Below are 13,060 nucleotides of genomic sequence, written 5' to 3'. Positions count from 1 at the left end.
TTAACAACTAGGAGAAGCTAAAAAGATTAAAAAATGAATTAATTCAATTACGTGATGAATTAGAGGAATTTAAAAAAAGTGCCAAAAATCAGTGTAATTTCTCGACTAAACTCCTTTTTTACGAAAATCACCCTCAACCGAGGGATAAAAATAAAAGGAGTTATTGATGAATGTTTAAAGTAAAAAAACAATTACACTTATTTAAAATAATTTTATTCGTTTGTTTAAGGTTATTATTTATTGTTTAATAATAATCAAGTTAATAGCGATTGGAAAATAATAATGTCACAAAAAAACAAGCAAATAAAAAAATATTTGATAATAATGTTTTCATTGAAAAAATAGAAAATCTATGCAAAAATTAACAAACTAAAAACTTATATGATAGTGATAGCAATCAAAATGAAAAAGAATTATACATAGATAATATTTTATTTTTACAAATGGTACAAAATTCAATAAATAAATATCCACATTTAATTAATAAACAAGTGCAAGAACAAATCAAATAGATTATTATTAACGGCATTAAAGAAGACAAAATTGAAAATTATTCCTATAATTGATTTGATTAAAGAACTTGATTTATTAAATAAATTAAATATAAATATATTTTTTTGTTACAAAAAAATAATCTACATATAAAATAGTGTTTATTTAAACGGATTTTATAATGTAAACAAATTTCTCTGATTGAAAAGAAAAATAGTTATTCTAAACTTTCAATTCTCTCCAATCCCTCTATGAAATCACCTCAACTGAGGGATAAAAAAACAAAAGGAGTTATTAATTAATGTTTAAAGTAAAAAAACAATTATTTTTATTTAAAATAGTTTTATTAGTTTGTTTAGGGTTATTTTTAATTACTAATATTCATCAAGTCATGGCGATGGATAATTATAATTTAAATGATCAAAATGCAATAAATAATAAAATATATCAACTTTCATTAAAAAAAGAAAACTTATCTAAGAAAATTTTACATTGTGATAAACTTAATTTAAATACTATGAATTTAAAACAACAATTAAAAATTTTAGATCAAACAATTGAAAAACTTTATCAAAGACTTTCTGTTATCAATACTTTAAAATATATAAATGAAAAAATTTGGCGTTATTCATACGAACGCAATCAAGTAGCTATAAAAATTTTAAGTAGAACATATCAAGATACAACAATAGAAGAACTTAATAATAAATATCAAGAAATAATTCAAAAAATTAATAATTTGAGAGAAAAATATATTAATTTACAATACAAATTAAATGAATTTCATTAAATCACATTATATAAACTAACCACCCTTCAAACCCTCTACAAAATCTCCCCCCCCTCAATTAAAGGATAAAAAAACAAAGGAGTTATCAATTAATGTTTAAAGTAAAAAAACAATTATTTTTATTTAAAATAGTTTTATTAGTTTGTTTAGGGTTATTTTTAATTACTAATATTCATCAAGTCATGGCGACAGAAAACAGTAAAGGTAAACAAATTTTAAATGACAAACCTAGTGATAAAGAAATTAATGATTTTTTTAAATTAGTAAAAAAAAGTCAAGAAAATATCAAACAAATAAAACAAAAATATCCTCATTTAAAAAATGCTCCCATAAAAGAAATAGAAAATTTCTTGTTTTTTAATATAAACCAACAACGAACAAATAACAATAAAAAAAAATTAGATTTAAATAAAATCCCAAAAGAAAACTAAAATTTTAATAGACTCTCCTTTATGAGAGTCTTTTTTATACCCTAATTTCTCTTTTTTTCACATACTACACTACGTAAAAAGGCGTTCATAATTAATATAAAAAATATCAAAAGGAGGATAAAAACATCAATAAAATCATAAAAAAAATACCATTTCTTATTTATGGTTTTTTAATTTTTGCACTGACAATAAAATTTAAAACTTTTTACAATTTAATAAAGTAAAAGACTTACAAAATCGTAAGTCTTTTTTTGTTGACTTTCTTAGTTTAAAGAAAGAAGAAAAAAATGAAAACAATTACAAAAAAAAATTATTCAAGAAATTAAAATAAGTTTTAAAGATTTTATAGTTATACCGTATTTAAAAAAAATAAAATTTGATAAAAATGAAATTGACAAAAAAAAGCAGATTCAATTTTAGAAACGATAATTAGAAAAATTTTGAAAGAAGTTTCAAATTGGAATTTTAATTATGAATTTTTAGAAAAAAAGATTTATTTTTAAAAATGTTTGAAATTGTAAGTGAGAAAAGTGGCCATTTTAAAAAAATAGAAAATAAAAGCTTAAATGCTTATTTTTATAAAACAATTAAAAGTTTACTTTTTAATTTGAAAAGAGATTTACCCTCAAAAAAAAATTTTCAATCGAAAAATTGGCAAAATTAAAATCAAATTTTCAAGAAAATAAAAATTCAATTAATTTATTTAATTCATCAAATAAATTAATCACAAAAAAATCATTCATTAAAACTAGCAACAATTTTTGAAAATAAAACTAATTTATAAAATTTATATTTTATTTTAAATCAAGTTTTAACACCACACTAAAAAAGAGATATTTTTATTCTCTTTTAATTTACTCAAAAAACAAATTTAAATGATTTCAATTAATAATTCAGCTTGGGCGAGAAAGATGCCTAATTTACTAGGGAATTAACCACTCCTACACACAAGATAATATGTGACATCATGATCTCGGTTTTCGGAACGAAAGAACCAAAAATTACAGCACAGAGATCGAAAGCGGATTGAAGGAAAGCTATAACCTAAGATGAACCCGCAAGATGATATTCCTACGGATAAGTTCGGAAATGAACCTAAGAGAATAAAGAAATGCAATATTAGAGCTCAGAGATAATAGCAAAACACTCTGAAGTTAGCTATTTAGATATCATGGAGCTGGATATTTAAAATTATCAATTAAAAAAGCTAATTATTCACCTGGCTAAACGGTATTTACCTAAGCCAAGGTCATCTCACCTAAGGGAATTGGTAGTAAATTAGAGTAACTTTTATCTCCCTAAAAATCACTAGGTAACTAGTTAAAATATCATTAAGTTGATAGATTCAAGGAAAAATCAGAACCGTATAGTAGTCGTAGAAAGTTCAAAGTTAATTTTGGAATAAATTAATGCACTGACCTACCAAGGAAAGGGATAACAACCCTCACAAGGCGAAAGGGGAACCAAATCTCTTCACGTCAAACATAATAGATGGGAAAGCAGGTGATCCCAACAAAGACAGACTCACAAAGCGGAGATAGTCTGGAGGATGTAAAGCAAACTCAGAAATGAGAAATGCAATAGAGTAAAACTGTTACCTGGGGGATGAAACAGAGTGATTCCATTAACCCTAAACCCTGAAGGTTTCAATGACGGACTGATGAAAATCAGCGGAGATTCGGAACCGCCGTGTGCTTGGAAACTTGCTCGCACGGTGGTGTGTGGGGCTCATGGTAATAAGATTAAACTCTGAAACGCCATGATTCTATCACGATCAAACCTCGAAATATCAAAAAAAATTCACTTTAGAGCGTCCCAAAAAAACTGAGTTTACATTTTTCCTTTAAATGTTCACTTTTAAAATTGATATGTTTCTTTTAAGTTAATACTATTAGTAAAATAAAAAATTGCAATAATTTCAATAATCAAACTTATAAAAAAAGAAAATATGTTAAAATTATTTTTAAATTTAAACATTAATTAATAGCTCCCTTTTTTATTGATTAATGAAAAGTTTTTTTCTGAAAAAGAATTATTGTCATATAAAAAAATAACTTAAAAATTATAAATAAAAGACCAACTTAAAAGTTAATCTTTTATTTAATTTTGTGTGGGTTTTTTGGAGCGCACTTCGCTTATTTTTTATACTAAAAATTAAAATTATTTCAAAGTTTTTTTAATTTGAAGGCTTATAAACATAAGCTAATTTTACCCCTGTAACACCATTAGGGAAATATTGTTGTAGATATGTTAGTTGATGCAAATCATTATAAATATATTCATATTTAAAATTATTGCTTGTTTGTAGATTGTCTTCTTCTTTGGTGATAATTTGTCCTAGTTTGTTATATTTATATATATAGTTTTTTTCATATATTCCATCAGGATTATAACATTCTTTTTGTTTTATTCGTCCGTTTCGTTGGTAAATTAAATTACATTTTTCACTTTTAGAGTTATCAGAGTTATAATATTGTAAAGAGGTTATTTTGCCTTCGTTATTGTAAAAATATTTTGGGTTGTTAGAAAGTTTTGTGTCTTCAAAGATAATATAATCATTTAAAATTTCTATACTGTTTTCTTTTTTAGTTAAATTAAGATAGATAGTGTTAGCTTTTTCTGTTTTAAACTTTTCAGGCAATTTTATTATTTCTTCCTTGGGCCAATATATTAATCCAATAATAGTAGCACTTATCACTAAGATTAAAAGGCAAATAAAAATTAAGTATATTTTTTTTCTTTTCAAGTCATTTGTCTTTCAATGGAGTTATTTTGTAATAATGTTTATGTATGACATCATTATTACATTTTAATTATATAATTTTTTAGTTACTAATCGTCTTTTTAAAAGTAATTTCCCTTTTTATTTTTTTATTTTTATTAAAATAAATAGTAATGAAAAAACTCAAAAAAAGAACAAAAAAGACTATCTAAAAAGATAGTCTTTAATTTTTCTAAAATGATAAGGGGAAATAAAAATGTTTAATTAACTTGAGATAAATATTTATTATTTGTTTGTGTTTGTTTAAACTTATTTAACTTCAAAATTAAAACTTACTGGGTCGCCTTTAAGATTTATTAGAATTTGCTTTAACTGTTGCTTTTAATTGATCATTTTCAATAGCAATTGTTACATCTTCAAATTCCACTTTAGCGTCTGCTTTTTTGACTTTATCTAAAACTTCTTGAATTTTTGGTTTACCTTTTTCAGCTTTTGTTAATGTAATTGTTTCTTTGTCAGAATATAAAACTTATAATAAGTCTTCAACTTCAAAATTAAAACTTACTGGGTCGCCTTTAAGATTCTTAGAATTTGCTTTAACTGCTACTTTTAATTTATTATCAACAATAGCAATTGTTACATCTTTTAATTCTACTTGAGTGTCTGCTTTTTTGACTTTATTTAAAACTGATTCAACTTCTGGTTCACCTTTTTCAACTTGTGTTAATTCAATTTTATCTTTGTTAGGTTTTAAAACTTCTGATAATTCTTTTTGAGTTGATGATTGTTCTGTTTTAACTTCAAAATTAAAACTTACTGGGTCGCCTTTAAGATTCTTAGAATTTGCTTTAACTGCTACTTTTAATTTATTATCAACAATAGCAATTGTTACATCTTTTAATTCTACTTGAGTGTCTGCTTTTTTGACTTTATTTAAAACTGATTCAACTTCTGGTTCACCTTTTTCAACTTGTGTTAATTCAATTTTATCTTTGTTAGGTTTTAAAACTTCTGATAATTCTTTTTGAGTTGATGATTGTTCTGTTTTAACTTCAAAATCAAAACTTACTGGGTCGCCTTTAAGATTCTTAGAATTTGCTTTAACTGCTACTTTTAATTTATTATCAACAATAGCAATTGTTACATCTTTTAATTCCACTTGAGTGTCTGCTTTTTTGACTTTATTTAAAACTGATTCAACTTCTGGTTCACCTTTTTCAACTTGTGTTAATTCAATTTTATCTTTGTTAGGTTTTAAAACTTCTGATAATTCTGTTTTTCCTAACATAAAAACTAATAAAACTACTAGTAAAACTACACAAATAGTTGAAATAATAGCGCCAATTATTAGCTTTTTCTTTTGTTGCTGTCCCATTTTAATATTTAGTATTTCCTAATTTTAAAATATATACAAATATAGTCTTCCTCTTCCTGTATATACATATTATCATAATTAATTCATTATAATACTAAAAAATATTTTTTCATACCCTTTTCCCTCCTTTATTTTTTTTGTAATTTTTCATTTTATTTCCATATTTCTTTAATTTTTAATATACTTTTTATCAAAAAAGTTTTTCTCACATTTACTTTTATTACAATATTATCGAAAAAAATATGTATAATTTAAATAACATAATTATTATTGTTTTTGATTATCTTTGTTTTTTTTAGTTTTTAAAGTAAAAATAGCATTTAAAAAAAACTTTGTTCACTTTTCACCTATTCATTTGAACCGATGATCAAGCTTTTGCAGAGCCATGTCTTACCACTTGGCTATAGGGCCGAAAAATAATGTTTCAAGTCACATTTGTTTTTTCCAATGGAGTTATTTTGTAATAATGTTTATGTATGACATCATTATTACATTTTAATTATATAATTTTTTAGTTACTAATCGTCTTTTTAAAAGTAATCCCCCTTTTATCTTTTTATTTTTATTAAAATAAATAATAATGAAAAAATTCAAAAAAAAGAACAAAAAAAGACTATCTAAAAAGATAGTCTTTAATTTTTCTAAAATGATAAGGGGAAATAAAAATGTTTAATTAACTTGAGATAAATATTTATTATTTGTTTGTGTTTGTTTAAACTTATTTAACTTCAAAATCAAAACTTACTGGGTCGCCTTTAAGATTATTAGAATTTGCTTTAACTGCTACTTTTAATTTATTATCAACAATAGCAATTGTTACATCTTTTAATTCCACTTGAGCGTCTGCTTTTTTGACTTTATTTAAAACTGATTCAACTTCTGGTTTACCTTTTTCAGCTTGTGTTAATTCAATTTTATCTTTGTTAGGTTTTAAAACTTCTGATAATTCTTTTTGAGTTGATGATTGTTCTGTTTTAACTTCAAAATCAAAACTTACTGGGTCGCCTTTAAGATTATTAGAATTTGCTTTAACTGCTACTTTTAATTTATTATCAACAATAGCAATTGTTACATCTTTTAATTCCACTTTAGCGTTTTCTTTTTTGACTTTATTTAAAACTGATTCAACTTCTGGTTCACCTTTTTCAACTTGTGTTAATTCAATTTTATCTTTGTTAGGTTTTAAAACTTCTGATAATTCTGTTTTTCCTAACATAAAAATTAATAAAACTACTAGTAAAACTACACAAACAGTTGAAATAATAGAGCCAATTATTAGCTTTTTCTTTTGTTGTTGTTCCATTTTAATATTTCCTTTCTATCATATTTTAGACAATTTTATTTCTTTAGAATTATCAATTTAAAATTAAAAAAATAATTCTACTATTATTATACTCTTTTTAATTTTTTTTCAACTAAAAATTAAAAAAACTACTTCTAAATAGTAGTTTTTTTTACTGTTGAAACTTTAAAAAATAAATGCTTATGCAGTTGGCCAAAGTGAATTGACAACGCTTTCGATATTGTCTATCATCAATGATGAAGTTATGTGATCGTTTAAAAATTTACATGATGGATCTTGTTTTACAATTAAAATTTCTTTTGATTTTTCAAAAATACTTTTTAAAGTACTTTTTAAAATTGGTTTCATCCAAATATCATCGTATTTTTCTTTGGTAAATTTAGAAACTGCAACGTCAGACCAACGTTCAGCTACTAAAATATCATCATTTAAAAGATTTATAAAAACCGTGATATATCTTTTTTTATCTGGAAAAGATTGCAATAATTCTTTTTTTATTTCATCAACTAATTTAGAAGTGGATAATTTGGTTTTAACGCTCAAAGAACTTGTAATAGTTTCTAACACTGTTTCTCCTGCAGAAATATGATTGGTTTGTTCTTGTGAATTTGGTTGATCATCATTAAGACCCCAAACATTTTGTAAAGGCATCAAGAATAAAACACTAAACGACATTGTAGTTAACATCAAGATAATTAAATAATTATATTTAAAAAAATTTTTTTTAAACAATTACCAATCCTCCTAATTTTGAAAATATATACAAATATAGTTTTCCTCCTCCTGTATATATATATTATCATAATTAATTCATTATAATGTTAAAAAATATTTTTTCATACCCTTTTCCCTCCTTTCTTTTTTTTGTAATTTTTCATTTTATTTCCATATTTCTTTAATTTTTAATACACTTTTTATCAAAAAAGTTTTTCTAACATTTACTTTTATTGCAATTTGTTTTAAAGCTAAATTTAATTTTTGGGCGATTGCATGATTGGAAAGGGTGCGCTGTTCCGTTTTTTTGGACGTTTTTTTATTTAAAAATTACTCTTTAAGACTTAAAAATAAGTAGATAATTTCATATCTTTTCAAACAAACAAATTATTAAAATTACAAATAAAAAGTGTCTAAACTTTTTTTAAATTTGCTAGTTTCAAAAGATATTTTTTTTAAATATTATATCATTTCACTAACTAGCTAGGGAAAAAAAGTGGAAAATCCCCCTAGAAAATGAAATTAAAATTATTTTTTTACGCAATTATGTTGTTTTTAAAAAAAGGTGCAAAAAGATAACCTTTTTCAAGGTTGAATATTTAAATAAAAAATATTATCTAAAATTTCTAGATAAACAGTTAAATTAGGTTTAATTAAAAAATAATTTATGAATTTTGAAGTTAATATTTTGTCGCCATAATCAAGGTTTATATCATCACCTTGATAAGCAAAAGAAGAATCATACCAACGGTCGACTAAAACAATGTAATTTTTGGATAAACCAGGAATAATGAGCTCTTCTTGGGTTTGGAGCGTGTTAGTTAAACTAAGTAAAAATCTAGTATTAGGCGATAAATTTGCTTGATGTAAAAATAAATTTCTAATTGGTTTACCGATTGAAGAACTTCCTAATCCTTGAATTAAGATTACTTTTTGTTTTTGATTTTTTAAATATTTTTTTAATTCATTGATTAAAGTAGTTTTTCCACTACCATCTAAACCTTCAAAAACGATTAATTTATTTAACATTAGGGTGAACCATTTTTTTAATTAAATTAATTGGTGAAAAAGGGATGAATTGGTTTGTGAGTAAGTTTTGTAAAAATTGATTTGCATTTTTAGAAAATAGATTGATGGCTTGATTTATGCCTTGAACTTTTCCGTTTGCAATTTTGTTGTTGAGTCTTTGGGATTCAGTGGCGTTGTTAGTTAATAAAAAAAACTGAAAACGAGTATCGAGTTTTTTTAATTGTTGGGCTTCGATAATTGTTTGTTTGTAACGGTCTCGTAGGGACGTTTTGAAATTGAATGCAATTATGCGCTTGGTTTTAGTGAATAAAACCAAATCGAATTTGATGTCGGGAATGAAGAATAAATAGGATTGCGTATAAAGGTTTGTGATTCCTTTGTTGTTTAGATAAAGTAAAATTAAGTATTCGTTTATTTTGCCACGAATTGCTTTTTGGCTTTGGGAGTTGTAGTTGTTAATTTCTAGATATTTGTTGAGATTATTGTGAGATTCTAACATATATTGATTAAAAGGTTTAGTGAAGAAAAATGGTTGACATATTTGTTTAGTTATGTTAACACATGAAGTTTGGTTATTAAAAACATTAATATTTTTGAAATGTAAATTAGTTAATTGATTCATTTTATTTATTCCTTTTTATTTTAAAACTTCAAATTTTTGAATTTGTGCACTGTTCCAAAACTTTAGACACTTTTTATTTTTTAAAAATTCTTTAAGACTAACTATTAAGTTAGTCTTTTTTTGTTTTAAAGACTAAAAAATAATTTCATATCTTTTCTAAAAACGTTTTTAGAAAGGATTAAAATGTTAAGACAAAAATTATTTAAAGATTTTTTAAAAAATAAAAAGAATTTAGAGGCCCGCAATCAATTAATTGAACTTCATTATCCGTTAGCAAAAAAATTATCAAACAAATTTAATTTCTATCCGCGAGTTTTGACTAAAGAGGATTTATACCAGGAAGGGATTTTAGGTAATATTTAAAAAAAATATCTTTTGAAACTAGCAAATTTAAAAAAAGTTTAGACATTTTTTATTTGTAATTTTAATAATTTGTTTGTTTGAAAAGATATGAAATTATCTACTTATTTTTAAGTCTTAAAGAGTAATTTTTAAATAAAAAAATGTCCAAAAAAACGGAACAGCGCATTGTTTATAAAAATTAAAATTGCATTCTCCTAATTGACCGCTGCGATTTTTGGCGATAATTACATTAGTGTATGGGTTATTGTCTGGTTTTTGATAATAACTTGCGCGATGTAAAAACATTACAACATCAGCGTCTTGTTCGATTGTTCCTGAATCTCTTAAATCTGTTAATTGTGGGCTTTTAACTTCTCTTATATTTGTTGCACGATTCATTTGACTTAAAGCTATGATTGGAATGTTTAATTCACTTGCTAGTTTTTTGAGTTCGCGTGAAATTACTGCTATTGCTTGATAGGTATTAAAATTTTGGTCTTCTTTTAATAAATGAAGATAATCAATAAACACAATATCAAGTCCTTTTGTATATTTCATTTGACGACATTTTGTTTTGATATCTTCAATTTTGTTGTTTCTATCGTCATCAATTAAAATATTTAATTTAGTTAACTCAAATTCTGCCTTAGCTAATTCAAATCTATCTTCTTTGTTTAATATTTTGTGTTGAAGTTTATTTAAAGGGATTTGTGATGTTGATGAAAACATCCTAATACCCAATTCTTCTGCTGTCATTTCTAAACTAAAAATTACTGCGTTTTGGTTTTTTTGGTTTTTATGAAATATTTTTGTAATGTTTGTAACTAGATTTAACATAAAAGCAGTTTTACCCATTCCAGTTCTTGCGCCTAAAATAATTAATTGTTTGTTTTTAAACCCAGAAACTAATTCATCGAGATTATCAAAACCTGTTTTGATTCCTATAAGTTGGTTATCTTCGTTATCAGTAATAATACTTTTCCGAAGAGAAGGGATTAAGGATTTTGTAGAAATAAACGGCAATTTAGTATTTTGGATAAATCCTTCAACTTGATTTTTGACTGTTTGTAAATAATTATGTATATTTTTAGTTTTTGATAATTCAATAGGTAAATGTTTGATTAAATCTAATAAATCAGTTTTAAGGGTGTTTTCTTTGATTAAATCAATATAAGTGTCTAAATATTGAGTTGGTGGGGTTTCTTCGGTTAATTCAATCAAATAGTCAATTCCTCCTATTTTGTTTAAATTATTATTAGTTTCTAAAGTAGAACTAACAGAAACGTAATCAATCTCGCGATTTAGTTTTCGTAGGTGCTTCATTGCCTCAAATATATAGCGATGTTGTGATGTGGTGAAATTGCGAGTTTCAATTAAAATTCTCACAGCATCCATCTTTTCTGGATTTAAAAACAAACTACCTAACAATGCACGTTCAGCTTCTAACATCTTTTCTCCTTTTTTGCATTTGGGTACAAAAAATACCCAAACTATTTATTTTTAATTAATAAATAATTTGGGTATTTTGTTGCTTTAAACCAGTTCACTTTTTTTGGGGCAGTCTAATTTTCATCATTTTATTTTGTCTACTTTTAATAAAATAATGATTGTTAGACAAAAAAATATTTTAAAATAAAAACAATTAAAAAGGAATAATAATTATTTTTTTTGCTACAAAAAATATCTTTCAAATTAAAAAAATAAAGCTTTTAAAAAATATATCAAGATACTACCATTTCAAAAAGGATTAAAAAAATTATCGAGTTTAAAGGAAACAAATAAAAAACTCTATCATATATATACATAGTATATATATACTAAAAGAATTATATAATTATTTTTTTTAACTACAAAGAAGCTAGTGTTACATCAATGTCCTTATATAGTCATTTTTTTTAAAGGGAATCTTTTTTCCTAAAAAACCAAACCAAAATATAGAATTAAGGGTTTTTTTGTTATTCTCAAAATAATTAAAAATTAATTATATTAATAGACTTGTTTTTCAAAGAATTTTTTGATATAATTCTAGTTAGAGTTATTAATATTAAATTGATAATGTAATTATTATACTAAAGAAGGAGATTAAAATTAAAAATGGCTAACATTAAACAACAAATAAAACGCAATAAAACTAACGAAAAACGTCGTTTAAGAAATATTTCTTTTAAATCAGCTACAAAAACAGTTATCAAACAAGTTAAAACTGCAGTTGAAAAATCTGATAAAGCAAAAGCACTATCATGCTTAAGTCTTGCTTATAAAAAACTAGATAAAGGTGCTTCTAAAAAAATCTATCATAATAATTTTACATCTCGTAGTAAAGCTAATTTACAAAAACTAGTTAATACCCTTGTGATTTGTTAAAAAAATTTATTTAATTTAGTAAGAAGAGAGGAATGTCAAAATGGCAAATAAAAAAAATTCCAATAATAAAAATAAAAATAGTGCAGTTAAAAAAAATGTTAAACCTAAAATAGCAAAAGAGGTTGTAAAAACAGCTAATGTTTCTCAATCAAATCCAACCAGTAAGAGTAGCAAAAAAAGTTTTTTATTTCTTTTAATTTTTATTACTGTTGTGGTTTTAATAGGTATTTTAGGATTGTACTTTCAAGGTCATATAACCAATTTTTTTAAAAAATAATAATTTTAAAATATTTAGTAGGCAAAAGCAATAACTTTTTACATTTTAATAGTAAAGATAATTTATCAAAAAAAATCAACTGATTTTTAAATGTATATCATTATAAATCTAGCAAAGGAAAACAGTAAAGTGATTAAAGAATTTTTTTGTTTGCTGTTAGGCGTTATTATTGGCGCTTTTTTAGGAGTTTGTTTATATTTTAAAGGTTTAGTTAATGAACCAGAATATCAATTTAACAAAGTTTCAGAAGACAAACAGTTATCAAAAAACGAATACTACAAAGATTTAACAGAAGCAATAACAGGTAAAACTGTAAAAAAAAGAAATATTACTTTTTTAGACAAAGTTTATCATTTTTGGTTGGAGTTTGTTAATGATAATATTACTAAAAAAATTTTTGATAAAAAAGTTAAACATATTGATGACATTTTTAAAACTATTTTTAAAGAATAATAATTTTTCTTCTTATTTTTATTAAAATCAAAAGTTATTACATGTTAGAACTCAATTATGTAGTTAATCATTTATCATATGTTTTAACAAAATTATAAATAGATGGTTTGTGAATTTTAATTTAAAAAAAGATAACGTTTTTTTGA

At 23.8% G+C, this 13,060-nt stretch carries 12 protein-coding genes and 2 pseudogenes; 7 read left to right on the top strand and 7 right to left on the bottom strand.

Translation table 11 applies throughout. The annotated features are described in order from the left end of the window. The first annotated feature begins 170 nt into the window (after positions 1–170). From PSOL_RS03420 to PSOL_RS02510, 3 genes are all read left to right on the top strand, one after another. Entirely contained in the window at positions 171–248 is a 78-nt protein-coding gene (locus PSOL_RS03420; RefSeq protein WP_350340402.1) for an SVM family protein, read from the top strand. Positions 249–793: 545 nt separating this feature from the next. Next, complete coding sequence (locus PSOL_RS02515; RefSeq protein WP_349401798.1) at positions 794–1,282, top strand: SVM family protein; 489 nt, start codon at positions 794–796, stop codon at positions 1,280–1,282. A gap of 92 nt (positions 1,283–1,374) precedes the next feature. After that, positions 1,375–1,713, top strand: coding sequence for an SVM family protein (locus tag PSOL_RS02510; protein WP_349401797.1), 339 nt, complete (start codon positions 1,375–1,377; stop codon positions 1,711–1,713). Positions 1,714–3,889: 2,176 nt separating this feature from the next. Here PSOL_RS02510 and PSOL_RS02505 read toward each other — a convergent pair. The 6 genes and pseudogenes from PSOL_RS02505 to PSOL_RS02480 form a co-directional block, all read right to left on the bottom strand. After that, positions 3,890–4,354: a hypothetical protein gene (locus tag PSOL_RS02505; protein ID WP_349401796.1), complete on the bottom strand. Its 465-nt coding sequence runs from the start codon at positions 4,352–4,354 to the stop codon at positions 3,890–3,892. Between the two features lie 610 nt (positions 4,355–4,964). Then, entirely contained in the window at positions 4,965–5,810 is an 846-nt protein-coding gene (locus tag PSOL_RS02500) for a hypothetical protein (protein WP_349401795.1), read from the bottom strand. A 718-nt stretch (positions 5,811–6,528) separates the two neighbouring features. Further along, complete coding sequence (locus PSOL_RS02495; RefSeq protein WP_349401794.1) at positions 6,529–7,113, bottom strand: hypothetical protein; 585 nt, start codon at positions 7,111–7,113, stop codon at positions 6,529–6,531. Positions 7,114–7,293: 180 nt separating this feature from the next. Next, the gene (locus tag PSOL_RS02490; protein ID WP_349401793.1) at positions 7,294–7,845 is read right to left on the bottom strand and encodes a hypothetical protein; all 552 of its coding nucleotides are present in this window, start codon (positions 7,843–7,845) and stop codon (positions 7,294–7,296) included. A 603-nt stretch (positions 7,846–8,448) separates the two neighbouring features. Next, a pseudogene (gene tmk / locus PSOL_RS02485) lies at positions 8,449–8,856 on the bottom strand (dTMP kinase); the annotation flags it as partial. Further along, complete coding sequence (locus tag PSOL_RS02480; protein WP_349401792.1) at positions 8,846–9,478, bottom strand: hypothetical protein; 633 nt, start codon at positions 9,476–9,478, stop codon at positions 8,846–8,848. The pseudogene tmk and the gene PSOL_RS02480, both read right to left, overlap by 11 nt. Before the next feature lie 183 nt (positions 9,479–9,661). Between PSOL_RS02480 and PSOL_RS02475 the strand changes: the two are divergent. Continuing rightward, a pseudogene (locus PSOL_RS02475) lies at positions 9,662–9,838 on the top strand (sigma-70 family RNA polymerase sigma factor); the annotation flags it as partial. 117 nt (positions 9,839–9,955) lie between these two features. Here PSOL_RS02475 and PSOL_RS02470 read toward each other — a convergent pair. Further along, complete coding sequence (locus PSOL_RS02470) at positions 9,956–11,269, bottom strand: replicative DNA helicase (RefSeq protein WP_349401791.1); 1,314 nt, start codon at positions 11,267–11,269, stop codon at positions 9,956–9,958. Between the two features lie 645 nt (positions 11,270–11,914). On the opposite strand from PSOL_RS02470, the gene rpsT reads away from it, so the two are divergent. The 3 genes from rpsT (at position 11,915) to PSOL_RS02455 (ending at position 12,914) form a co-directional block, all read left to right on the top strand. Next, a complete protein-coding gene (gene rpsT / locus PSOL_RS02465; RefSeq protein WP_349401790.1) occupies positions 11,915–12,184 on the top strand; it encodes a 30S ribosomal protein S20 in 270 nt (89 codons plus the stop codon). Positions 12,185–12,224: 40 nt separating this feature from the next. After that, positions 12,225–12,461: a hypothetical protein gene (locus PSOL_RS02460; RefSeq protein ID WP_349401789.1), complete on the top strand. Its 237-nt coding sequence runs from the start codon at positions 12,225–12,227 to the stop codon at positions 12,459–12,461. 129 nt (positions 12,462–12,590) lie between these two features. Then, a complete protein-coding gene (locus PSOL_RS02455; protein ID WP_349401788.1) occupies positions 12,591–12,914 on the top strand; it encodes a hypothetical protein in 324 nt (107 codons plus the stop codon). The last annotated feature ends 146 nt before the right edge of the window (positions 12,915–13,060 follow it).

Origin of the sequence: Candidatus Phytoplasma solani (genome assembly GCF_040126175.1) — a bacterium.
GTDB classification, from domain to species: Bacteria; Bacillota_I; Bacilli_A; order Acholeplasmatales; family Acholeplasmataceae; genus Phytoplasma; species Phytoplasma solani_A.
This window is presented reverse-complemented; position numbering and strand designations above follow the sequence as displayed.

What these genes read in the sequence shown, in the direction of transcription:
- PSOL_RS03420 (WP_350340402.1), top strand. Translation starts at nt 171, where the DNA reads ATGTTTAAAGTAAAAAAACAATTACACTTATTTAAAATAATTTTATTC.
- PSOL_RS02515 (WP_349401798.1), top strand. Translation starts at nt 794, where the DNA reads ATGTTTAAAGTAAAAAAACAATTATTTTTATTTAAAATAGTTTTATTA.
- PSOL_RS02510 (WP_349401797.1), top strand. Translation starts at nt 1,375, where the DNA reads ATGTTTAAAGTAAAAAAACAATTATTTTTATTTAAAATAGTTTTATTA.
- PSOL_RS02500 (WP_349401795.1), bottom strand. Translation starts at nt 5,810, where the DNA reads ATGGGACAGCAACAAAAGAAAAAGCTAATAATTGGCGCTATTATTTCA.
- PSOL_RS02495 (WP_349401794.1), bottom strand. Translation starts at nt 7,113, where the DNA reads ATGGAACAACAACAAAAGAAAAAGCTAATAATTGGCTCTATTATTTCA.
- PSOL_RS02480 (WP_349401792.1), bottom strand. Translation starts at nt 9,478, where the DNA reads ATGAATCAATTAACTAATTTACATTTCAAAAATATTAATGTTTTTAAT.
- PSOL_RS02470 (WP_349401791.1), bottom strand. Translation starts at nt 11,269, where the DNA reads ATGTTAGAAGCTGAACGTGCATTGTTAGGTAGTTTGTTTTTAAATCCA.
- rpsT (WP_349401790.1), top strand. Translation starts at nt 11,915, where the DNA reads ATGGCTAACATTAAACAACAAATAAAACGCAATAAAACTAACGAAAAA.
- PSOL_RS02460 (WP_349401789.1), top strand. Translation starts at nt 12,225, where the DNA reads ATGGCAAATAAAAAAAATTCCAATAATAAAAATAAAAATAGTGCAGTT.